The organism is Pseudomonas sp. NPDC089406 (genome assembly GCF_044900265.1).
Taxonomy (GTDB): domain Bacteria; phylum Pseudomonadota; class Gammaproteobacteria; order Pseudomonadales; family Pseudomonadaceae; genus Aquipseudomonas; species Aquipseudomonas fakonensis.
The window spans coordinates 1-21,374 of record NZ_JBJDNC010000053.1 but is presented as its reverse complement, the minus strand read 5'-3'; the positions used below and the strand labels follow the sequence as shown (position 1 = coordinate 21,374).

Annotated in this window: 19 protein-coding genes; 13 read left to right on the top strand and 6 right to left on the bottom strand. The window is 65.4% G+C overall.

Annotated elements, in window-relative coordinates:
- Nucleotides 1–11 precede the first annotated feature (11 nt).
- The 8 genes from hyi to ACI2KK_RS25765 all read left to right on the top strand — a co-directional run bounded on the left by hyi (nucleotide 12) and on the right by ACI2KK_RS25765 (nucleotide 10,176).
- Nucleotides 12–794, top strand: a complete 783-nt coding sequence (hyi, locus tag ACI2KK_RS25800) for a hydroxypyruvate isomerase (RefSeq protein WP_404671183.1) — start codon at nucleotides 12–14, stop codon at nucleotides 792–794.
- Nucleotides 795–984: 190 nt separating this feature from the next.
- On the top strand, nucleotides 985–1,878 hold the full coding sequence (locus tag ACI2KK_RS25795) for a 2-hydroxy-3-oxopropionate reductase (RefSeq protein WP_217885875.1): 894 nt from the start codon (nucleotides 985–987) through the stop codon (nucleotides 1,876–1,878).
- Between the two features lie 259 nt (nucleotides 1,879–2,137).
- Nucleotides 2,138–3,412, top strand: coding sequence for a glycerate kinase (locus ACI2KK_RS25790; protein ID WP_369987396.1), 1,275 nt, complete (start codon nucleotides 2,138–2,140; stop codon nucleotides 3,410–3,412).
- Nucleotides 3,409–4,824, top strand: a complete 1,416-nt coding sequence (pyk, locus tag ACI2KK_RS25785) for a pyruvate kinase (protein ID WP_404671182.1) — start codon at nucleotides 3,409–3,411, stop codon at nucleotides 4,822–4,824. Before ACI2KK_RS25790 ends, pyk begins: the two co-directional genes overlap by 4 nt.
- Nucleotides 4,825–5,009: 185 nt before the next feature.
- On the top strand, nucleotides 5,010–5,885 hold the full coding sequence (locus tag ACI2KK_RS25780; RefSeq protein ID WP_404671181.1) for an urea transporter: 876 nt from the start codon (nucleotides 5,010–5,012) through the stop codon (nucleotides 5,883–5,885).
- Nucleotides 5,886–5,929: 44 nt separating this feature from the next.
- Nucleotides 5,930–6,751, top strand: coding sequence for an ion transporter (locus tag ACI2KK_RS25775; protein WP_404671180.1), 822 nt, complete (start codon nucleotides 5,930–5,932; stop codon nucleotides 6,749–6,751).
- Nucleotides 6,752–6,968: 217 nt separating this feature from the next.
- Nucleotides 6,969–7,967, top strand: a complete 999-nt coding sequence (locus ACI2KK_RS25770; protein ID WP_404671179.1) for a sulfate ABC transporter substrate-binding protein — start codon at nucleotides 6,969–6,971, stop codon at nucleotides 7,965–7,967.
- A 184-nt stretch (nucleotides 7,968–8,151) separates the two neighbouring features.
- Nucleotides 8,152–10,176: a mechanosensitive ion channel family protein gene (locus ACI2KK_RS25765; protein WP_404671178.1), complete on the top strand. Its 2,025-nt coding sequence runs from the start codon at nucleotides 8,152–8,154 to the stop codon at nucleotides 10,174–10,176.
- 111 nt (nucleotides 10,177–10,287) lie between these two features.
- Here the strand turns inward: ACI2KK_RS25765 and ACI2KK_RS25760 are convergent, their stop codons facing one another.
- The gene (locus tag ACI2KK_RS25760; RefSeq protein WP_404671177.1) at nucleotides 10,288–11,214 is read right to left on the bottom strand and encodes a class I SAM-dependent methyltransferase; all 927 of its coding nucleotides are present in this window, start codon (nucleotides 11,212–11,214) and stop codon (nucleotides 10,288–10,290) included.
- Nucleotides 11,215–11,259: 45 nt separating this feature from the next.
- Nucleotides 11,260–12,153: a DMT family transporter gene (locus ACI2KK_RS25755; RefSeq protein WP_404671176.1), complete on the bottom strand. Its 894-nt coding sequence runs from the start codon at nucleotides 12,151–12,153 to the stop codon at nucleotides 11,260–11,262.
- Between the two features lie 133 nt (nucleotides 12,154–12,286).
- On the opposite strand from ACI2KK_RS25755, the gene ACI2KK_RS25750 reads away from it, so the two are divergent.
- The 3 genes from ACI2KK_RS25750 to ACI2KK_RS25740 all read left to right on the top strand — a co-directional run bounded on the left by ACI2KK_RS25750 (nucleotide 12,287) and on the right by ACI2KK_RS25740 (nucleotide 15,581).
- On the top strand, nucleotides 12,287–12,724 hold the full coding sequence (locus ACI2KK_RS25750) for an Lrp/AsnC family transcriptional regulator (RefSeq protein ID WP_217885885.1): 438 nt from the start codon (nucleotides 12,287–12,289) through the stop codon (nucleotides 12,722–12,724).
- Nucleotides 12,725–13,299: 575 nt separating this feature from the next.
- Complete coding sequence (locus ACI2KK_RS25745) at nucleotides 13,300–14,835, top strand: NCS1 family nucleobase:cation symporter-1 (RefSeq protein ID WP_404671175.1); 1,536 nt, start codon at nucleotides 13,300–13,302, stop codon at nucleotides 14,833–14,835.
- Between the two features lie 17 nt (nucleotides 14,836–14,852).
- A complete protein-coding gene (locus ACI2KK_RS25740; protein ID WP_404671174.1) occupies nucleotides 14,853–15,581 on the top strand; it encodes an aspartate/glutamate racemase family protein in 729 nt (242 codons plus the stop codon).
- 223 nt (nucleotides 15,582–15,804) lie between these two features.
- Here ACI2KK_RS25740 and ACI2KK_RS25735 read toward each other — a convergent pair whose 3' ends face one another.
- Nucleotides 15,805–17,001 (bottom strand): D-amino acid dehydrogenase, encoded by a 1,197-nt coding sequence (locus ACI2KK_RS25735; protein ID WP_404671173.1) that lies wholly within the window; start codon nucleotides 16,999–17,001, stop codon nucleotides 15,805–15,807.
- A gap of 99 nt (nucleotides 17,002–17,100) precedes the next feature.
- On the opposite strand from ACI2KK_RS25735, the gene ACI2KK_RS25730 reads away from it, so the two are divergent.
- Nucleotides 17,101–17,997: a LysR family transcriptional regulator gene (locus ACI2KK_RS25730; RefSeq protein ID WP_404671172.1), complete on the top strand. Its 897-nt coding sequence runs from the start codon at nucleotides 17,101–17,103 to the stop codon at nucleotides 17,995–17,997.
- Between the two features lie 417 nt (nucleotides 17,998–18,414).
- On the opposite strand, the gene ACI2KK_RS25725 is transcribed toward ACI2KK_RS25730, so the two are convergent.
- Nucleotides 18,415–18,753 carry an FKBP-type peptidyl-prolyl cis-trans isomerase gene (locus ACI2KK_RS25725; protein WP_369987424.1) on the bottom strand — a complete coding sequence of 113 codons (339 nt, stop codon included), beginning with the start codon at nucleotides 18,751–18,753 and terminating at the stop codon, nucleotides 18,415–18,417.
- 40 nt (nucleotides 18,754–18,793) lie between these two features.
- Nucleotides 18,794–19,735, bottom strand: coding sequence for a DMT family transporter (locus ACI2KK_RS25720; protein ID WP_404671171.1), 942 nt, complete (start codon nucleotides 19,733–19,735; stop codon nucleotides 18,794–18,796).
- A 138-nt stretch (nucleotides 19,736–19,873) separates the two neighbouring features.
- Here ACI2KK_RS25720 and ACI2KK_RS25715 point away from each other — a divergent pair, with 138 nt between their 5' ends.
- Nucleotides 19,874–20,767: a LysR substrate-binding domain-containing protein gene (locus ACI2KK_RS25715; protein WP_404671170.1), complete on the top strand. Its 894-nt coding sequence runs from the start codon at nucleotides 19,874–19,876 to the stop codon at nucleotides 20,765–20,767.
- Here the strand turns inward: ACI2KK_RS25715 and ACI2KK_RS25710 are convergent.
- Entirely contained in the window at nucleotides 20,764–21,171 is a 408-nt protein-coding gene (locus ACI2KK_RS25710; protein ID WP_404671169.1) for a GFA family protein, read from the bottom strand. The two genes, ACI2KK_RS25715 and ACI2KK_RS25710, sit on opposite strands and share 4 nt — an antisense overlap.
- Between the last annotated feature and the right edge of the window lie 203 nt (nucleotides 21,172–21,374).

The following is a 21,374-nucleotide window of genomic DNA, read 5'->3' as shown; positions in this document are numbered from 1 at the left end:
AGGAGACAACCATGCCTCGCTTCGCTGCCAACCTGTCCATGCTGTTCACCGAACAGGACTTCCTGGCCCGCTTCAAGGCTGCCGCCGACGCCGGTTTCAGCGGTGTCGAATACCTCTTCCCGTACGACTTCAGCGCAGCCGAAATCAAGCAGCAGCTGGACGCCCACGGCCTGACCCAGGTGCTGTTCAACCTGCCGGCAGGCGATTGGTCGAAGGGTGAGCGCGGCATCACCTGCCACCCCGACCGCGTCGAAGAATTCCGCGCCGGTGTCGACAAGGCCATCGAGTACGCCAAGGTGCTGGGCAACACCCAGGTCAACGCCCTGGCCGGCATCCGCCCGCAAGGCCTGCAGTGCGCCGACGTGCGCAAGACCTTCGTCGACAACTTGAAGTACGCCGCCGACAAGCTCAAGGCCGCCGGCATTCGCCTGGTCATGGAAATGATCAACACCCGCGACATCCCGGGCTTCTACCTGAACACCACCCAACAAGCCCTGGAAATCCAGGCCGAGGTGGGCAGCGACAACCTGTTCCTGCAGTACGACATCTACCACATGCAAATCATGGAAGGTGACCTGGCGCGCACCCTGGAAACCAACCTCAAGCTGATCAACCACGTGCAGTTGGCCGACAACCCGGGCCGCAACGAACCCGGCACCGGCGAGATCAACTACCGCTTCCTGTTCGAGCACCTGGACCGCATCGGCTACCAGGGCTGGGTGGGCGCGGAATACAAGCCCAAGACCACCACCGAGGCGGGCCTGGGCTGGCTCAAGAGCCATAACGCTATCTAACGGCAGATCAGGTTCCTGATACACACCTGACCCTGTGGGAGCGGGTTCACCCGCGAAGCAAGCACCGCGGTGGATGGCACCGGCTTTGCCGGTGTTCGCGGGTAAACCCGCTCCCACAGGATGTGTGTTCCACAGGAGCCCCGCACCGCCTGCTCCATCGAGATTCGACAATTACAACGAGGTATCTCTCATGGCTAAAATCGGTTTCATCGGCACCGGCATCATGGGCAAGCCCATGGCTCAGAACCTGCAAAAGGCAGGTCACAGCATCTTCGTTTCCACCCACCACGACGCAGCCCCGGCCGACCTGGTCGCCGCTGGCGCCGTGGCCCTGGCCAACCCGAAGGAAGTGGCCCAGGAAGCCGAGTTCATCATCGTCATGGTGCCGGACACCCCGCAGGTCGAAGCCGTGCTGTTCGGTGACAACGGCGTCGCCCAGGGCGTCGGCCCGAACAAGGTGGTGATCGACATGAGCTCGATCTCCCCTACCGCCACCAAGGCCTTCGCCGAGAAGATCAAGGCCACCGGCGCCGCTTACCTGGACGCCCCGGTGTCCGGCGGCGAAGTCGGTGCCAAGGCTGCGACCCTGAGCATCATGGTCGGCGGTTGCCCGAAAGCCTTCGAGCGCGCCCTGCCGCTGTTCGAAGCCATGGGCAAGAACATCACCCGCGTGGGTGGCAACGGTGATGGCCAGACCGCCAAGGTCGCCAACCAGATCATCGTCGCCCTGAACATCCAGGCCGTGGCCGAAGCCCTGCTGTTCGCCGCCAAGAACGGCGCGGACCCTGCAAAAGTGCGTGAAGCACTGATGGGCGGCTTCGCCTCGTCGAAGATCCTCGAAGTGCACGCCGAGCGCATGATCAAAGGCACCTTCGACCCAGGCTTCCGCATCAACCTGCACCAGAAGGACCTGAACCTGGCCCTGCAAGGCGCCAAGGAACTGGGCATCAACCTGCCCAACACCTCCAATGCCCAGCAAGTGTTCAACACCTGCCAGGCCCTGGGCGGCGGCAACTGGGACCACTCGGCGCTGATCAAAGGCCTGGAGCACATGGCCAACTTCTCGATCCGCGACGACAAGTGATTTGATTTCGGGGCTGCTGCGCAGCCCTTTCGCGACGCAAGGCCGCTCCTACAAGGGATCGCGGTCTCCTGTAGGAGCGGCCTTGCGTCGCGAAAGGGTCGCAAAGCGACCCCGGGATCCAAGATCCAACATCTCATGAACCTGCCACCACAGATTCACGAGGTGCCCCCGAGCAACACCCGCCCCTGGTTCGGCCTGCACGGAGGCAGTTCCAGGGGCGTTTTCGATTCTGCAGAACAACAATAAATGGGAGCCTGCCATGTCGGTCGATCCGCAAAAACTTCTCCGCGACCTGTTCGACACAGCCATCGCCGCCGCCCACCCGCGTCAAGTCCTCGAACCCTGCCTGCCCGCTGACCGCAGCGGCCGGGTCATCGTCATCGGCGCCGGCAAAGCTGCCGCCGCCATGGCCGAAGTGGTCGAAAAAAGCTGGCAGGGCGAGGTCTCGGGCCTGGTCGTGACCCGCTACGGCCATGGCGCCAACTGCCAGAAGATCGAGGTGGTCGAAGCCGCCCACCCGGTCCCCGACGCTGCAGGCCTCGCCGTGGCCAAGCGCGTGCTGGACCTGGTCAGCAACCTCAGCGAAGACGACCGCGTCATCTTCCTGCTCTCCGGCGGTGGCTCGGCCCTGCTGGCCCTGCCCGCCGAAGGCCTGACCCTGGCCGACAAGCAGCAGATCAACAAGGCGCTGCTCAAGTCCGGCGCCACCATCGGCGAGATGAACTGCGTGCGCAAGCACCTCTCGGCGATCAAGGGCGGCCGCCTGGCCAAGGCCTGCTGGCCGGCCACCGTCTACACCTATGCCATCTCCGACGTACCGGGCGACCTGGCCACGGTCATCGCCTCCGGCCCCACCGTGGCCGACCCGAGCACCTCGGCCGATGCCCTGGCAATCATCAAGCGCTACAACATCGACGCGCCAAAAGCAGTCATCGACTGGCTCAACAACCCCGCCTCGGAAACCGTCAAAGCCGATGACCCGGCGCTGGCCCGCAGCCACTTCCAGCTGATCGCCAAACCCCAGCAGTCGCTCGAGGCCGCCGCCGTCAAGGCGCGCCAGGCCGGCTTCAGCCCGCTGATCCTCGGCGACCTGGAAGGCGAGTCGCGCGAGGTGGCCAAGGTGCACGCCGGCATCGCCCGGCAGATCGTCCTGCACGGCCAGCCACTGAAGGCCCCCTGCGTGATCCTCTCCGGCGGCGAGACCACCGTCACCGTGCGCGGCAATGGCCGCGGCGGGCGCAATGCCGAGTTCCTGCTGAGCCTCACCGAAAGCCTCAAGGGCCTGCCGGGCGTGTATGCCCTGGCCGGTGACACCGACGGCATCGACGGCTCGGAAGAAAACGCCGGCGCCTTCATGACCCCCGCAAGCTACGCCCGCGCCGAGGCCCTGGGCCTGTCGGCCACCGACGAGCTGGACAACAACAACGGCTACGGCTACTTCGCCGCCCTCGATGCGCTGATCGTCACCGAGCCGACCCGCACCAACGTCAACGACTTCCGCGCCATCCTGATCCTCGAGACTGCCCAATCATGACGCCTGATAAAAAAGTAAAGATCCTCGCCACCCTCGGCCCTGCGATCAAAGGCATCGACGACATCCGCCAGCTGGTCGAAGCCGGGGTGAACATCTTCCGCCTCAACTTCAGCCACGGTGAGCACGCCGACCACGCCCTGCGCTACCAGTGGATCCGCGAAGTCGAGCAGCAGCTCAACTACCCGCTGGGCATCCTCATGGACCTGCAAGGGCCCAAGCTGCGGGTCGGCCGCTTCGCCGAAGGCAAGGTGCAGCTGCAACGCGGCCAGGCCCTGCGCCTGGACCTGGACAGCACCCCGGGCGACAGCCGCCGGGTCAACCTGCCGCACCCGGAAATCATCGCCGCGCTGCAGCCAGGCATGGACCTGCTGCTGGACGACGGCAAGCTGCGCCTGCGGGTCACCGCCAAGCACAGTGATGCCATCGACACCGAAGTGCTGAACGGTGGCGAGCTGTCCGACCGCAAGGGCGTCAACGTGCCGCAAGCGGTGCTCGACCTCTCGCCGCTCACCGAAAAAGACCGCCGCGACCTCAGCTTCGGCCTGGAGCTGGGCGTGGACTGGGTGGCCCTGTCGTTCGTGCAGCGCCCCGAGGACATCGTCGAGGCGCGCCAGCTGATTGGCGAGCGTGCCTACCTGATGGCCAAGATCGAGAAGCCTTCGGCGGTGGAACAGCTGCAGGCCATCGCCGAGCTGTCCGACGCGATCATGGTCGCCCGTGGCGATTTAGGCGTGGAAGTGCCGGCCGAAAGCGTGCCGCAGATCCAGAAGCAGATCATCAACACCTGCCGCCAGCTGGGCAAACCGGTGGTGGTGGCCACGCAGATGCTCGAGTCGATGCGCTTCTCCCCGGCCCCGACCCGCGCCGAGGTCACCGACGTGGCCAACGCCGTGGCCGAAGGCGCAGACGCGGTGATGCTGTCGGCCGAGACCGCCTCAGGCGATTACCCGCTCGAAGCGGTGCAGATGATGAGCAAGATCATCCGCCAGGTGGAGAACGGCCCGGACTACCAGGCCCAGCTCGACGTGGGCCGGCCCAAGGCCGAGGCCACCGTGTCGGACGCCATCAGCTGCGCCATCCGCCGCATCAGCGGCATCCTGCCGGTGGCGGTGCTGGTCAACTACAGCGAGTCGGGCACCTCGACCCTGCGTGCTGCGCGCGAACGGCCCCGGGCACCGATCCTCAACCTCACGCCAAACCTCAAGACCGCTCGCCGCCTGAGCGTGGCCTGGGGCGTGCACTCGGTGGTCAACGACCGCCTGCGCCAGGTCGACGAGGTGGTCTCCACCGCCCTGGAAATCGCCCAGGCGCAAGGCATGGCCAGCCGTGGCGACACGCTGCTGATCACCGCCGGTGTGCCTTTCGGCAAGCCGGGGTCGACTAATACGCTGCGGATCGAGACGCTGGTGTAAGGCACAGCATCAACCCTGTGGGAGCGGGCTTGCCCGCGAAGAGGCCAGCCGCCGCAACGATGTTGCCTGGGCTGACGCATTCGCGGGCAAGCCCGCTCCCACAGGGGCCGTGATACACCTGATAACTGCGCAAAAATCGAGGCCCAAAGAGGCCCTGCGCTTACCCCCAACCTCACTGACTGCCCATGTACACCAAAAATTTCGTCAACCCGTGCCCCGACTGGGCCACGGCTTTGCTCAACGGCTTCAGCCAGGTGCTGCTGCTGCGCAACCCGCTGTGCGGCCTGTGCTGCCTGCTGGCCATCCTGCTGACTGCCCCGGCGCTGGTCGGCGGCGCCCTGCTCGGTGCCCTGGCCGGCCTGCTCACGGCCCAGCGCCGCGGCTACGACCGCGCCGACCGCCAGGCCGGGCTGTACTGCTACAACGGCGTGCTGATCGGCATTCTGATCAGCGCCGTGCTGCCCTGGTCGGCCATCTTGCCGCCGCTGATCATCGCCGCCGGGGGGCTGTCGAGCATGCTCACCCACCAGTGGCGCAAGCGCGGCGGCAAGCTGCTGGTAGCCTATACCGCACCCTTCGTACTGCTCGGCTGGGCCACGCTGATGATGGCCGAGCCTGCCGCAACTGCCTACGTCGAGGCCGACCCGCTGTACGCCCTGCTGCGCGGGGTGGGGCAGATCTTCCTGCTCGACAAGCCCATGGCCGGGCTGCTGATCGTTATCGGCATGTACTTCGCCAACCCCTACGCCGCCACCTGGGCGGTGATCGGCTCGATGCTCGGCGGCGCCGTGGCGCTGCTGGCCGGTGAGGGGCAGGCGGTGTGGATGGGGTTGTACGGGTTCAATGCAGCATTGGCAGCGCTGGCCTTCAGCCGCCAAGGTGAACGGCCGTGGATGACCTTGCTGGCCATCGCCCTGGCGCTGCTGTTGCAGCCGTTGTTCAACCTGCTGCCGGTGGCAGGCCTGACCGCGCCCTTTGTGGTGGCCTGCTGGCTGATGCACCTGTGCAACCACCTGACCCAGGCCAACCAGCGCCGAAACGCCCCTCGCTTGCACAGCTGAAACCCAACCCCTAGGCTCTGCCCATCGCACAATGGAAAGAGCCCATGGACAACCCGGTGAGCCTGCGCGAGCGGCTCTATATCATCGTCTTCCAGACCGACACCGTTGCCGGCCGGCGCTTCGACAAGGCCCTGCTGCTGATCATCCTGGCCAGCCTGGTAACGGTGATCCTCGACAGCATCGACGAGGTGCACCAGGGCTACGCCGGGCTGCTGGCGGCCATCGAGTGGGGCTTCACGGCCATCTTCCTGGCCGAATACCTGACCCGCCTGTACTGCTCACCCAAGCCGTTGCGCTATGCGTTCAGCTTCTACGGGCTGGTGGACCTGCTGGCGATCGTGCCGGGGATCATCGCCCTGTACTACAGCGACGCCCAGTACCTGCTGATCATCCGCGTCATCCGCATGCTGCGGATCTTCCGCGTGCTCAAGCTCAGCCCGTATTTGAAGCAGGCCCATTACCTGCTGGCGGCGCTGCAGGGCAGCAAGCAGAAGATCATCGTGTTTCTGGTCAGCGTATCGACCCTGGTGACCGTGTTCGGCACGCTGATGTACGTGGTCGAAGGGCCCGAACATGGCTTTACCAGCATCCCCAAGGGCATCTACTGGGCCATTGTCACCCTGACCACCGTGGGCTTTGGCGACATCGTGCCGAAGACGCCGCTGGGGCAGGTGCTGTCGTCGCTGGTGATGATCACCGGTTATTCGATCATTGCCGTGCCGACCGGCATCTTCACCGCCGAGCTGGCCAATGCCATGCGTGGCGAGCAGTTGCAGCATGACTGCCCGGTGTGCAGCAAAAAGACCCATGAGCATGGCGCAGCGTTTTGTTCGCGCTGCGGGAACGTGCTGTTTCCCAAGCAATGAAGCCTGCCTGTGCCGGCCTCTTCGCGGGTAAACCCGCTCCCACAGGATCACAGCAGGCCTGAACACTGCACGGTCCCTGTAGGAGCCGGCTTGCCGGAGATAGGGCCAGCAGCCACAACGACATAACCAAAGCTGTTTTTGTTCTTTAGCCGCCACACAGCCACCCGCTATAGTCGCAGGCACTCTGCCACTCCCCATTCAATAACAAGGACGCAACGTGAAAAAAATCTTCAGCGCCTCGCTGCTCGCCGCAGGCCTGGCCCTGGGCAACCTGGCCCAGGCCGCGCCAACCCTGCTCAACGTTTCCTACGACGTGATGCGCGACTTCTACAAGGACTACAACCCGGCGTTCCAGAAGCACTGGGAAGCCGAGCACAACGAGAAGGTCAACGTGCAGATGTCCTTCGGCGGCTCGAGCAAGCAGGCCCGCGCGGTAATCGACGGCCTGCCGGCCGATGTCATCACCATGAACATGGCCACCGACATCAACGCCCTGGCCGACAACGGCAAGCTGGTGCCGGACAACTGGGTGATGCGCCTTCCGAACAACAGCGCGCCGTTCACCTCGGCCACCGTGTTCATCGTGCGCAAGGGCAACCCCAAGGCGCTGAAAGATTGGCCCGACCTGCTCAAGGACGGCGTGCAGGTGATCGTGCCCAACCCCAAGACCTCGGGTAACGGCCGCTACACCTACCTCTCGGCCTGGGGCTATGTGCTCAAGCAGGGCGGTGACGAAACCAAGGCCCGCGAATTCGTCGGCAAGCTGTTCAAGCAGGCGCCGGTGCTGGACACCGGCGGCCGCGCCGCCACCACCACCTTCATGACCAACCAGATCGGCGACGTGCTGGTGACCTTCGAGAACGAGGCCGAAATGATCGCCCGCGAGTTCGGCCGCGACCAGTTCGAGGTGGTTTACCCAAGCGTGTCGGCCGAAGCCGAGCCGCCGGTCAGCGTGGTCGACAAGGTGGTGGCGAAGAAGAACACCCAGGCTGTGGCAGAGGAATACCTCAAGTACCTGTGGTCGCCTGCCGCCCAGGAAATCGCCGCACAGAACTACCTGCGCCCGCGTGACGCCACGGTGCTGGCCAAGTACACCGACCGCTTCCCGAAAGTCGACTTCCTGTCGGTGGAGAAAACCTTCGGCGACTGGCGCACCGTGCAGAAGACCCACTTCAATGATGGTGGGGTGTTCGACCAGATCTACACCAACCAGTAATTGATGCATGCAGGTCCGGCCTCTTCGCGGCTGAAGCCGCTCCCACAGGGTTTGTGCGATACCTGTAGGAGCGGCTTCAGCCGCGAAGAGGCCGGCGCAGGCAACACACCAATCGAACTTTCCCCGCCCCTACCAATCAGCTCCTTGAGTAACCCTGCCCCTCACCGGCCCAAGGAGTACTCACGTGCTGCGCGCTTTCTCCACCCTGTTGTTCAGCTGCCTGCTGAGCACCCACCTGCTGGCCGCCGAGCCCGCCCCCGCCGATGAACCACCCGCCGAACCCGCCGCAGTCTTGCAAGGCGGGCTGCTCGGCGCCCTGGCCGATGGCCTGGACAGCGCCGCCCAGGAGCTGGACCTGGACGCCCACCTGGTGGACGCCTGGCGCCTGCGCACCGACCGCGCCGCCAAGGAAGTGGAGCGCCTGGTCGACAAGCACTCGGCCACCGACTCGCTGCACCTGGCCGGCAACTTCCTGCTGCTCACCATCACCTGGGTGGCCAGCTTCGCGCTGCTCACAAGCCTCGGCCGCTGGGCCGCCAGGCGTGCGTGCGCCGGCGCCTGGCTAAGCCCGCGCAAACGCGCCAGCAGCCTGCTCGGCTACCTGCTGCCCTACACCCTGCCGGCGTTGGCCAGCCTGCCGCTGACCCTGTACGCCAGCCGCTTTCTCGACCCCTCGGTGGCCCGCGCCCTGGGCCTGAGCCTGGCCTACGCCACCAGCAGCGGATTGTTCTCCACCTCGATCATCCTGTGCCTGATCACCCTGTTCGACGCAGGCCACAAGCGCCCGGCCGTGGCCCTGATCAAGCGCCTGACACCGCGCCCGCTGTTTCTGATCGGCTTTCTCGCGGCCTGGAGCGACGCCCTGACCAGCCCGCAGATCGCCCGCCAGCTGGGCGGCAACATCACCGCCAGCATCGCCGTGCTCACCGGCCTTGCCGCCACCATCATCTTCGCAAGCCTGGTGATCCGCCTGCGCCGGCCGGTCGCCCACCTGATCCGCAACCGCAGCTACAAGGACCGCGTGCAGCACCGCGCCGTGCAGGAGACCCTGCGCATCTTCTCGGCGGTGTGGTACCTGCCGATTCTGCTGATGATCCTGGTCTCGGCCATCCACCTGGTCGGCGCCGGCGAAGAAAGCCAGAAAGCCCTGCAAAACGCCTTGCTGACCACCGTGCTGCTGGTGTCGACGGTGTTCCTCAGCACCCTGCTGCAACACCTGCTGGCGCCGCGCGAAACGGACCCGGCGCAGCGGGTGCGGCCTTACAAGGAGCTGCTGCGCAGCCTCGCCCACGCCCTGTTGCGCATTGCCATGGCGATCACCTTCATCGAGCTGCTCGGGCGTATCTGGGGCTTCTCGGTGATCGATTTTGCCCTGAGCAACAGCCTGGGCCAGGCCATCAGCAATTCGCTGTCGAGCATCGGCCTGATCCTGCTGGTCACCTGGCTGCTGTGGGTGGTGCTCGACACTGCCATCCAGGAGGCCCTCAAGCCCCCGCTCGGGCGCAGCAAGGCGCGCCAGCCCAGCACCCGGGTGCGGACCATCCTGCCGATGCTGCGCAACGCCATCAAGGTGATCCTGATCGTCATCTGCACCATCACCACCATGGCCAACCTGGGCATCAACGTCGCGCCTCTGCTGGCCGGCGCCGGGGTGATCGGCCTGGCCATCGGCTTCGGCTCGCAGCAGCTGGTGCAGGATGTGATCACCGGGCTGTTCATCCTGATCGAGGACACCATCTCGATCGGCGACTGGGTGGTGCTCGACTCCGGCCACGCCGGCACCGTCGAGAGCCTGACCATCCGCACCCTGCGCCTGCGCGACGGCAAGGGCTTCGTGCATTCGGTGCCGTTCGGCCAGATCAAGGCGGTCACCAACCAGTCGCGGCAGTTCGCCTATGCGTTTTTCTCGGTGCAGTTCACCTACGACAGCGATGTCGACCAGGCGCTGGGGTTGATCCATGAGGTGGGGCAGTCGATCAGCGAAGACCCGCTGCTGCGCATCAACCTGCAGGGGCCGCTGCAGGTGTTCGGGGTGGACCGCATGGACCTCAACGGCTTTGTGCTGACGGCGCAGTTCCGCACCATTTCCGGGGGGCAGTATGCGGTCAGCCGGGCGTTCAACGAGCGGCTGAAAAAGCGTGTGGACCAGACTGACAACGTGAGTTTTGCCCAGGTGTATCCCGTGCCGCTGCGCGGAGTCTCAGCTTGATATTGGCTTCTTCGCGGCTAAACCCGCTCCCACAGGTACGGCGTAGCTCTCAGGCCTTGCGCCACACCTGTGGGAGCGGGTTTACCCGCGAAGAGGCCAGCACAGACAGCATCAAACCTGGCGGAATACCAAGGCCTTGAGCCCCCCCGCCGGGTCCACATCAGGAAACTCCGGCGGGTTCTCCAGCCGCTCGACAAACCCCAGCCCCGGCGCATGTTCGGCCATGCCGTCGATCAAGAACTGCGGCCCGATGCCTGGGTCGTTCACGCATGCCAGCACCGTCCCGCCGTCATTCAACAATTCAGGCAAGCGCCGCAGGATCTTGCCGTAGTCCTGGGTCAGCACGAAGCTGCCGCGCTGGAAGGTCGGCGGGTCGATGATGATCAGGTCATAGGGCCCGTACTTGCGCACCTTGCCCCACGACTTGAACAGCTCATGCCCGAGATAAGCCACCCGCGACGCATCGTGCTGGTTCAGGCGGTGGTTGTCGCGCCCGCGCGACAGTGCCGACTTGGCCATGTCCAGGTTGACCACCTGCTCGGCGCCACCGGCAATCGCCGCCACCGAAAAACCGCAGGTGTAGGCGAACAGGTTGAGCACCCGCTTGCCGGCCGCCTGCTCGCGCACCCAGCGCCGGCCGTAGCGCATGTCGAGGAACAGCCCGGTGTTCTGCCGTACGCCCAGGTCGAGCAGGTAGGTCAGGCCGTCCTCCACCACCTCGCGCTGCTGGCAGGGCTCGCCCAAGAGCCACTGGCCCGGGCTGTCGGGCAGGTAGCGGTGCTGGATGAGCATCGCCTGGCCAGTCCATTGCGGGCGCTCGGCCAGGCGCTGCAGCATGGCCTCGAGCTCGGCCAGTTGGCCCGGCTCCGGCTCGCGGAACAGTGCCACCGACAGCACGCCCTGCAGCCAGTCGACGGTGACCTGCTCCAGCCCCGGCCAGCAACGGCCACGGCCGTGGAACAGGCGGCGGGTTTCGCTGGGGGCAGGGTCGAGGGCGGCGAGCAGGTGTTGCTCAAGGGTGTGTGTCGGCGAGGTCATGGCGGGTCGCAACTGGTAAAAAGCGGCATTCTACCTGCTGCGGCCCTATCGCGGGGCAAGTCGCGCCGGGCGCCACCACCAGCCCTGCTGCATCCCCGCCGCCGCCAACAGAATCAGCCCCACCCCCAGCCACTGAAGCGCCGCCAGGCGGTGCCCGAAGGCCACCCAGTCCACCAGAATGGCCGCAATCGGGTAGATGAACGACAGCGCCCCGGTCAGTGCCGTGGGCAAGCGCTGGATGGCGCTGTACAGCAGCACGTACATCACCCCGGTATGCACGATGCCCAGGGTGACCAGGCTGGCCAGCGCCGAAGGCTCTGCCGGCAACCCGGCAGGCCGCACGAACGGCGCCAGCAGCAGCACCCCGGTGACTACCTGGATCAGCGCGATCAGGTGCGGCGGCGTGCCCTTCAGGCGCTTGATGATCAACGCAGCGATGGCGTACAGCAGCGCCGCCCCCAGCGCCAGGGCGATGCCCAGCAGGTAGTCGTCACCACTGCCCTGCCCGGCGCCGTGGGCGCTGACGATCGCCAGCATGCCGAGAAACGCCACGCTGAGCCAGGTGAGCTTGGCCAGGCTGAGCTTCTCGCCGAGAAACACCGCCGCCAGCCCCACCAGCATGAACGGCTGCACGTTGTACACCGCCGTGCCGATGGCAATGGACGCCCGCGAATAAGAGGCAAACAGCAGCACCCAGTTGCCGACGATGGCCACCCCGCTGGCGATCGCCAGCAGCAGCGCCGTGCGGCTGATCACCCCTGGTTTGAGAAAGCCCAGCACCGCACAGATCACCAGCAAGGTGCCGGCACCAAACACGCAGCGCCAGAACACCACCTCGGCCACCGGCAGGCCCGACACCAGCACGAACCAGCCGATGGTCCCGGAAATCAGCATGGCGGCGACCATCTCCAGCGAGCCACGGCGCAATGAATTGTCCATCCCACACCTCCTGTAAACGATGGCCACAGTATGCGCAGGCGCCCGCTGCGCCCTCCAGCGGATAAACAAGGCAGAAACTGGAATCGGCCTTTACTATCAAGGCAATTTCTTCAAATCGCCTGATGAGGTAGCCATGACCGATGATATCGACCAACTGCTGATCAACGCCCTGATGGAAGATTCGCGCCGCTCGCTCAAGGCCCTGGCCCAGGTCAGCGGGCTTTCCGCGCCCAGCGTCAGCGAGCGCCTGCGCAGGCTTGAAGAACGCGGTGTGCTGCGCGGTTACACGGTGGAGGTGGACCCGCGCTGCTTCGGCTACCAGCTGCAGGCCATCGTGCGCATTCGCCCGTTGCCCGGGCAGTTGCAGGAGGTGGAACGGCAGATCATCGCCATCCCCGAGTTCACCGAGTGCGACAAGGTCACCGGCGAAGACTGCTTCATCGCCCGCCTGCACGTGCGCTCGATGGAACAACTGGACACCCTGCTCGACCGCCTGAACGTGCTGGCCGAGACCAATACCGCGATCATCAAGAAAACCCCGGTCAAGCGGCGCCTGCCGCCGATGGCGTAACACCTGAGGCAGACGCGCCCCCTGTAGGAGCGGCCTTGTGTCGCGAAAGGCCCGCGTAGCGGGCCCGACGATATTGGATGGTGCACAGACCCTGGGCCCGCTACGCGAGCCTTTCGCGGCACAAGGCCGCTCCTACAGGCGATTTTTTTGTACACACAAATGTCACCTTAAGTGCCATTTTTGTGTGCACTTTCCACAGGTAACGCCCCAATAAGTTACACACTTCCCGCAACTAATTCTGACCAATCGATCAACTAACAACACCCTCTAAAAATTAAACCTGTTCATTTGGTCAACTTATATTCTCTTTATTTCATTTACTTACATTTCAACAACCTGGATTCAAAATAGTGGCCAACTAAAAACTGGATTCACCCTGGCACGGAACTGGCTTTTGTGTGTTCGTGTTTTGTATACAACTTAAACAAAACATAAATACACAAGAACTCGCAGCGTCGCCCCACAGGCGACCGTTGCGCCCAGAACCCTGTGATGCCAACGCCTGCACCGACGAGATGGCGAGCCCGTGCGCCAGCGCCCGCTCATCGCAGTCACACGCATCAGGAGCCGCCGGAATGCCTAGCAGCCTCGACCTTGCCCCTGAACTTTCCGTTGCCAGCACCAGCCCTACCCCTACCGCCCTCGAAGGCCAGCCGGCCAACCTCGAACTGAGCCCGCGCCTGCACAACCGCGACCTCGCCCCGACCAAGGCCGAAGGCCGTCGCTGGGGCGGCTACAGCATCTTCGCGCTGTGGACCAACGATGTGCACAACATCGCCAACTACTCCTTCGCCATGGGCCTGTTCGCCCTGGGCCTGGGCGGCTGGCAGATTTTGCTGTCGCTGGCGATCGGCGCGGCGCTGGTGTACTTCTTCATGAACCTGTCCGGCTACATGGGCCAGAAGACCGGCGTGCCCTTCCCGGTCATCAGCCGTATCGCCTTCGGCATCCACGGCGCGCAAATTCCGGCGCTGATCCGCGCGGTGATCGCCATCGCCTGGTTCGGCATCCAGACCTACCTGGCGTCGGTGGTGTTGCGGGTGTTGCTGACGGCCGTATGGCCACAGGTGGCCGTGTACGACCACGACAGCATCCTTGGCCTGTCGAGCCTGGGCTGGGTGTGCTTCGTGGCGATCTGGCTGGTGCAACTGGTGATTCTCGCCTATGGCATGGAGATGGTGCGCCGCTACGAGGCCTTCGCGGGACCTGTGATCCTGCTGACCGTGGCCAGCCTGGCGGTGTTCATGTACTTCAAGGCCGACGCGCGCATTGCCTGGTCGGTGGCAGAACCGCTGACCGGTTACGAGATGTGGCGCAACATCTTTGCCGGCGGCGCGCTGTGGCTGGCGATCTACGGCACCCTGGTACTGAACTTCTGCGACTTCGCCCGCAGCGCGCCGTGCCGCAAGACCATCCGCGTGGGCAACTTCTGGGGCCTGCCGGTGAACATCCTGGTGTTCGCCGCCATTACCGTGGTGCTGTGCGGCGCGCAGTTCCAGATCAACGGCCAGGTCATCGACAGCCCGACGCAAATCGTCGCCAGCATCCCTAACACCGCGTTCCTGGTACTGGGCTGCATGGCCTTCCTGATCGTCACCGTGGCGGTCAACATCATGGCCAACTTCGTCGCCCCGGCCTTCGTACTCAGCAACCTGGCGCCGCGCCACCTGAACTTCCGCCGCGCCGGCTTGATCAGCGCCACGCTGGCGGTGGTGATTCTGCCGTGGAACCTCTACAACAGCCCGCTGGTGATCGTGTACTTCCTCTCGGGCCTGGGCGCCCTGCTCGGCCCGCTGTACGGCGTGATCATGGCCGACTACTGGCTGCTGCGTAAGGGCTGCATCAATGTGCCCGAGCTGTACAGCGAAAACCCCGCCGGCGCCTACCACTACAGCCGCGGCATCAACCTGCGCGCCGTGGCCGCGTTCCTGCCGGCCGCGCTGCTGGCCATCGTCCTGGCCCTGGTGCCCAACTTCCACAGCGTTGCGCCGTTCTCCTGGCTGATCGGTGCCGGCATCGCCGCCGCCGTGTACCTGCTGGTTGCGCCGCGCCATCGCCACTACCACGACGTGAGCGGTGAATGCATCGCCGTCGACCACAGCAGCCACTGAATTCCCGGAGCCAAGCCATGCGTATTCTGATCGTCAACGTCAACACCACCGAAGCCATCACCGAGGCCATCGCCGAGCAGGCCCGCAGCGTCGCAGCCCCCGGCACCGAGATCGTCGGCCTGACCCCTTGGTTCGGCGCAGAATCAGTGGAGGGCAACTTCGAGAGCTACCTGGCCGCGATTGCCGTGATGGACCGCGTGCTGGCCTACGACCAACCCTATGATGCGGTGATCCAGGCCGGTTACGGCGAGCATGGCCGCGAGGGCCTGCAGGAGCTGCTGAACGTGCCGGTGGTGGACATCACCGACGCCGCCGCCAGCACCGCCATGTACCTGGGCCACGCCTACTCGGTGGTGACCACCCTGGACCGCACCGTACCGCTGATCGAAGACCGCCTGAAGCTCTCGGGCCTGTATGAGCGCTGCGCCTCGGTGCGCGCCAGCGGCCTGGCGGTGCTGGAACTGGAGGCCGACCCGCAGCGCGCGGTAGAGGCCATCGTCGAGCAGGCCGAGCGCGCCGTGCGCGACGACAAGGCCGAGGTGATCTGCCTGGGCTGCGGCGGCATGGCCGGGCTCGACGAACAGATCCGCCAGCGCACCGGGGTACCGGTGGTGGATGGTGTGAGTGCGGCGGTGACCCTGGCCGAGTCGCTGGTGCGCCTGGGCCTGAGCACCTCGAAGGTGCGCACCTATGCCACGCCGCGGGCGAAGAAGGTGATCGGCTGGCCGATGCGGTTCGGGCGTTGATCAGTCCGACATATCCCCTGTAGGAGCTGGCTTGCCAGCGATGAGGCCGGCAGCCCCGACACACAGGTCCGGCCTCACCCCCTGTAGGAGCTGGCTTGCCAGCGATAGGGCCGGCAGCCATGACACACAGCTCCGGCCTCATCGCCTGTAGGAGCTGGCTTGCCAGCGATAGGGCCGGCAGCCATGACACACAGCTCCGGCCTCATCGCCGGCAAGCCGGCTCCTACAGGGGGATCACCCCGGCCAGGCGCTCGGCACTGCCACAGGCCAGGGTGAACCCCAGCGCCCCATGCCCGATGTTCAACCACAGGTTGCGATAGGCCGTATCCCCGATCAGCGGCACCCCGCTGGGTGTCGCCGGGCGCATCCCCGCCCAGGCCTGCGCCGCGTCATACTGCGCTGCATCCGGCAAGGTCGCCCTGGCCAGCCGCTCCAGGGTCGCCAGCCTGTGCTGTTCAAGCCCTTCGTCGAAGCCGACGATATCCACCATCGCCGCCACCCGCAGTTGGTCGTGCAAGCGGGCGTAGACCACCTTGCGTTCGTAGTCGGTCACGCTCAACTGCGGCGCCCGCTGCCCGGCAAAAATCGGTGCCGTCAGGCTGTAACCCTTCAACGGGTACAACGGCAGGCGCAGGCCAGGCAAGCCCAGCGCAGCACTGCGATGACCGGCGCACAGCACCACCTGCTGCACCGCCAGCCGCTCATCACCAAGCTGCAGCGCCACCACCTGCCCCTGCTCATGCAGCAGGCGCTTCACTGGCTGCCCAAGTAAAAACCTGCATCGCCCGGAGGCCTGCAAGCGCGCTGCCAAGGCCAGGCAAAACTGGTGACAGTCGGCAACTTCCTCATCCGGGGTATGGATGCCGCCCATGAAGGGGGCATCGGCCAATGCGGGCTCAAGCTGGCGCAACGCATTACCATCGAGCACCTGTTGCGCATTTGCATCAATCAGGCTCGCCCGCGCCTTGGCGAACGCCGCTTCGCTGCGAAACGCCACCAGCTTGCCGTTGCGCCGCCAGGCAAAACCCGCCATTGCATCCTCCCCGCGCCAGCGCGCCAAGGTGGCCTGGCTGTGCAGGGCCAGCTCCAGCAGGCGGGCGCCGTTGCGCCGGTTCACCGAGCGCCGGCAAGCGCCCACAAAGCCCGCCAGCCAACGCCACTGCGCCGGGTCCATGCGCAGCCGCAGGCGCAACGGTGAATCGCCTTGCAGCAACCAGCCCAACGCCTGCCACGGCACCCCGGCGTCGGCCAGCGGCGACACGTAGCGGTACGACAGCTGCCCGCCGTTGGCAAAGCTGGTACCACTGCCCAGGCTGTCGCGGCCCTCGATCAAGGTCACCTCGCGGCCTTCGCGCACCAGGGCATAAGCCGTGGCCAAGCCGATCACGCCACCACCGATCACCGTCACTCGCTTGCTCATCATCGCCTCCCGTCTGGTGCGCTCAGGCTAAGGCCGATGACAGCCGGCGGATAATGCCGGATCATGCCCAGGGTATGAGCAAAGGTTATGGAGTGCGCCATGCGCCTGCGACATATCGAAGTTTTCCAGGCCATCCGCCAGGCCGGGTCCGTCAGCGCTGCCGCGCAGTTGCTGCATGTCAGCCAGCCAGCGGTATCCAAGGTGTTGCAGCATGCCGAACAGCAACTGGGCTTTGCCCTGTTTCGCCGGGTGCGCGGCAAACTGCAGGTGACCCCCGAGGCCTTGCTGCTGGAACACGAGATGGACAAGGTCAGCGACGGCCTGGACGCCGTGCGCCGGCTGGCCGTGAGCCTGCGTCGACAACCGGCACTGGCGCTGCGTATCGGCGCCACGCCGGCGTTGTCCCAGGCACTGCTGCCGCAGGTTATAGCCGCCTGGCAGCAACGCCACCCCGCCAGCCGCTGCGAGCTGGCCAGCCTGCATAGCCGCGAGCTGGTGCAGCACCTGCTGATGCGCGAGATCGACCTGGCGCTGACCCTGCACGACCCGCAGCATCCGGGGCTCAACGTAAAGCCGCTTGCCAGTGGCGAACTGAGGGTGGTGGCCCCTGTCGGTTACTGGCCTGCGCAGCAGGCGGGCATGCCGCTGCCGGTGGACGAGCTTGCCGATGCGCCACTGATCGGCCTGAGCAGCAGCGACCCGCTGGCCAACCGGGTCAGCCAGTGCCTGCGGGGTATCGAGCCGCCCGCGCGCATCGATGTGCAGGTGCAGACCTACGCCCTGGCCCGGGCCATGGCCGAAGCCGGGGCGGGTTTGGCACTGGTCGACCCGTTCACCGCGCATGGTTTGCCGGCCGGGCAGTCCAGGCCGTTGCAGCCGGGGGTTGCGGTGACGGTGTATGCGCTGACCCGGGCCAGTGAGGCGATGCAGCATGGGCTGGAGGAACTGGTGGGGGATTTTGCGCAGAGGGCGCGGGGGATGATGGCACCAGCGTGAAGAGTGCGCGGGGCTGCTCCTGTACAACAGGTTGGCTTGGCAAGGACCTGTGGGAGCGGGTTTACCCGCGAAGCTGTCGACACGGTGCCTGGCACCGGCTTTGCCGGTGTTCGCGGGCAAGCCCGCTCCCACAGGGATCGCATGAGCTTCAGACCAGTGCCGTACCTGTAGGAGCCGGCTTGCCGTCGATGAAGCCGGCAGACAGTTGCTCCCACAGGGTATGCGGCTCGCTTGCACACCTGATTCCTTGCGCCACGCGTCAGCCGCAATGGGCCGGGGCTTCCTTGCCAGCGGCGCGGTGGCGGGCACCGGCCGCTGGAGAAGGCTCATCCTTGAAGGGTCTTCCTTGAGCAACCTCGACAGTAACGGGCGAAGGTTGCGCTATGGCGTCGGTTGCATGGCAGATCCGTGAACGCTTCAGTCGTCGCGGGTCAGCACTTCCAGCAGTTCGATTTCGAAGGTCAGGTCCGAGCCCGGCGGGATCGAACCCACGCTGCGCTCGCCGTAGCCCAGGTGCGCCGGGACCTGCAGCCGGCGCTTGCCACCTACGCGCATGCCCATCAGGCCCTGGTCCCAACCCTTGATCACCCGGCCGGTGCCGATCACGCACTGGAACGGCTTGCCCCGCGCCCAGGACGAGTCGAACTCGCTGCCGTCGGCCAGCCAGCCGGTGTACTGGGTGGTGATCAGCGCGCCCTTGACCACGGCCTTGCCGTCGCCCTCCTGAACATCGATGACTTGCAGCTCACTGCTCATGGCAGGTTCCTCTAAGCGGTTGCGAATGGCCGCCGTTTTGTCAGGAATGCACCGGTTTGGCAAGCGCCCGTGGCGTTTCGTGCTGGCGCATCGACCACAGCACACCGCCGATCACCAGCACGATCGCCGCCGCTTCCAGCAGGGTCGGGCCGCTCTGGCGCCAAAGGAAGGCGTACAGCAGGGCGAACAGGGTCTCGAACACGATCAGTTGGCCGCTCAAGGTCAACGGCAAGCGCTTGGACGCTGCGTTCCACAATGCCATCGCCAGCCACGAGCCGAGTACCGCGCAACCCAGGCTGGCCAGCCAGAACAGCCACCAGCGCGAAGCCGGCGCCTCCACCTGCAACTGCTGCGGCTGCCACAGCGCCAGCACCGCCACCAGCACCACACTGGCAAGGCCGGTCAGCACACCGCACAACACCGACCACTGGTGGCTGTCGAAATGCCCGCACTGCTTGAGGTAACGGCTGTTCTGCACCGCGTACCAGGTCCAGCAGGCCAGCGCTGCAAGGGCGTAGAACAGGCCCATGAGTTTGTCGCCCATATCACCCGGGGCGAAGGCGAAGGTTTCCAGGTTGATGCACAGCATGCCGCCAAGGATCAGCGCCAGCGGCCCCACCAGCCGGGCCAGGGGCACCGAGCCGCTGTCGTTGCGCCCGTACAGGGTGATGGTCAGCGGCAGCACACCGACGATCAGCGAGGCCGGGGCCACGCCCAGGTGCTGGATCGCCGCTGCCAGGCAGATGAAGTACAAGAGGTTGCCGATCACCGCCAGGCGCAGCAGCATCCAGGCGTCGGCCAAGGTCAAGCGGCGCAGTTGCCGGGCCATCGGCAGCGCCAGCAGCAGCGAGATCACGCCCACCATCAGGTAGCGCACACTGGTCAACAGCATCGGGTTGAACTCCGGCAACAGCTCCGGAACCATCAGCACCATGCCCCACAACGCACCGGCCAGGCCGGCATACATCACACCGCGTTTCACGTCCGCGCTCCTCTGTTGGAATGTGCGCAGGCTAGCGCCGCAACCGGGCCTTAAGCAAAAGATCAATACGCATGCAGCCATTCCCTGCAGGAATGCCTCGCTCTATGATGGCGGCACCTGCCCTGCCCGGACACTGCCATGAGCCGCTACAGCCGCCACCTGCCCCCGCTGGACACCCTGATCGCCTTCGAAGCGGTGGCCCGCACCGGCAGTTTCACCCGCGCCGCCGGCGAGCTGTACCTCACCCAAAGCGCAGTCAGCAAGCAGATCCGACTGCTGGAGGACCACCTGGGCGCGCAGCTGTTCGAGCGCCGCGCCCGGGGTATCAGCCTGACCTTTGCCGGCGAGCATTTCCAGGGGGTGGTGGAGCCCATGCTCGACCAGTTGCTGGCCAACGTGCAGCGCCTCAAAAGCGGCCATGGCGACCGCCATGTCAGCGTCATCTGCACCCATGCGGTGGCGCAGTACTGGCTGTTCCCGCGCTTGCTGCGCTTCAGCGAGCAGCACCCGGAGCTGACGGTGAACATTCACGCCAGCAACGACATCAACGAGAGCCTGATCGGCGAGTACGACTTCGGCATTCTCTACGGGCATGGCCGCTGGCGCACCTTGCAAGCCAGCAAGCTGTTCGACGAGGTGGTGTTCCCCATCGCCAGCAGCCATCACCCGTTAGGCAGCGGCGAGAGCCTGGCCGAGCTGCAGACGCTGCCCTTGATCCAGCTGGACGCCTCGGCCTGGAACTGCCTGGACTGGCACGACTGGTTCGCGCATTTTGGCGTGCGTTACCAGGCGCCGGCCGATGCCTTGACCTTCAACCAGGTGAACCTGGTGTTCGATGCGGTGCTTCAGGGCATGGGCGTGGGGCTGGGCTGGGAGGCCATGGCTCGGGACCGCATCGCCGCCGGGCTGATTCGCCCGGTATCGGACTTGGTGGTGCGCACCGGGCAGGCCGACTACCTGGTGCACGACCGCCAGACCTTGCCCTCGCCGGCCGCCCAGGTGTTTGCCGACTGGTTACTCGGCCAGCCTTAGCCCAATTCCTCGAAGGCCTGCTCGCCGGTCAGCTCGCGGGTGGAGTTGGCGAAGCAGTACCAGGCGGGTTTCTGCTCGATGAAGATCTGCAGGTTGAAGTCCCAGGCTTCGTCGCCGTCGATCAGGCCGATGGGGATGGCGTAGCTGTCGTTCTGCTTGAGGCGGTAGAACAGGTGCGTGCCGCACTGGCCGCAGAAGCCGCGCTCGGCCCAGTCGGAGGAGTTGTACACGCTGGGGGCGCGGCCTTCGATTTTTGGCGGTTGGCTGCAGTGCACGACCAGCAGCGGGCCGCCGGTCCATTTGCGGCACATGCTGCAGTGGCAGGCGCTGATGTGGGTGGTGTCGGGGGTCAGCTTCAGGTGCGTGGCGCCGCACAGGCAGGTGCCTTGTTTTTCCTGGGGCATGGGGGGCTCCTTGCTGGTGATGGTGGGGAGTGGAGTGGAGTATAGGTTCGGGTTCGGGTTCGGGGCTTATGGTTATTGCTTTGGGAGATGTATGCGCATTCATTGACAATAGAGGCTTTTCGTCACCTTTCCGCCCTTACGGCGGGTTACTTTGGTCTTGGCCAAAGTAACCAAAGCCGCCCTGCTCCCATCATCCGGCCCCC

Excerpts from the sequence above, each read along its gene's own strand:
- hyi (WP_404671183.1), top strand. The coding sequence starts at position 12 with ATGCCTCGCTTCGCTGCCAACCTGTCCATGCTGTTCACCGAACAGGAC.
- ACI2KK_RS25795 (WP_217885875.1), top strand. The coding sequence starts at position 985 with ATGGCTAAAATCGGTTTCATCGGCACCGGCATCATGGGCAAGCCCATG.
- ACI2KK_RS25790 (WP_369987396.1), top strand. The coding sequence starts at position 2,138 with ATGTCGGTCGATCCGCAAAAACTTCTCCGCGACCTGTTCGACACAGCC.
- pyk (WP_404671182.1), top strand. The coding sequence starts at position 3,409 with ATGACGCCTGATAAAAAAGTAAAGATCCTCGCCACCCTCGGCCCTGCG.
- ACI2KK_RS25780 (WP_404671181.1), top strand. The coding sequence starts at position 5,010 with ATGTACACCAAAAATTTCGTCAACCCGTGCCCCGACTGGGCCACGGCT.
- ACI2KK_RS25775 (WP_404671180.1), top strand. The coding sequence starts at position 5,930 with ATGGACAACCCGGTGAGCCTGCGCGAGCGGCTCTATATCATCGTCTTC.
- ACI2KK_RS25760 (WP_404671177.1), bottom strand. The coding sequence starts at position 11,214 with ATGACCTCGCCGACACACACCCTTGAGCAACACCTGCTCGCCGCCCTC.
- ACI2KK_RS25755 (WP_404671176.1), bottom strand. The coding sequence starts at position 12,153 with ATGGACAATTCATTGCGCCGTGGCTCGCTGGAGATGGTCGCCGCCATG.
- ACI2KK_RS25750 (WP_217885885.1), top strand. The coding sequence starts at position 12,287 with ATGACCGATGATATCGACCAACTGCTGATCAACGCCCTGATGGAAGAT.
- ACI2KK_RS25745 (WP_404671175.1), top strand. The coding sequence starts at position 13,300 with ATGCCTAGCAGCCTCGACCTTGCCCCTGAACTTTCCGTTGCCAGCACC.
- ACI2KK_RS25740 (WP_404671174.1), top strand. The coding sequence starts at position 14,853 with ATGCGTATTCTGATCGTCAACGTCAACACCACCGAAGCCATCACCGAG.
- ACI2KK_RS25735 (WP_404671173.1), bottom strand. The coding sequence starts at position 17,001 with ATGAGCAAGCGAGTGACGGTGATCGGTGGTGGCGTGATCGGCTTGGCC.
- ACI2KK_RS25730 (WP_404671172.1), top strand. The coding sequence starts at position 17,101 with ATGCGCCTGCGACATATCGAAGTTTTCCAGGCCATCCGCCAGGCCGGG.
- ACI2KK_RS25725 (WP_369987424.1), bottom strand. The coding sequence starts at position 18,753 with ATGAGCAGTGAGCTGCAAGTCATCGATGTTCAGGAGGGCGACGGCAAG.
- ACI2KK_RS25715 (WP_404671170.1), top strand. The coding sequence starts at position 19,874 with ATGAGCCGCTACAGCCGCCACCTGCCCCCGCTGGACACCCTGATCGCC.
- ACI2KK_RS25710 (WP_404671169.1), bottom strand. The coding sequence starts at position 21,171 with ATGCCCCAGGAAAAACAAGGCACCTGCCTGTGCGGCGCCACGCACCTG.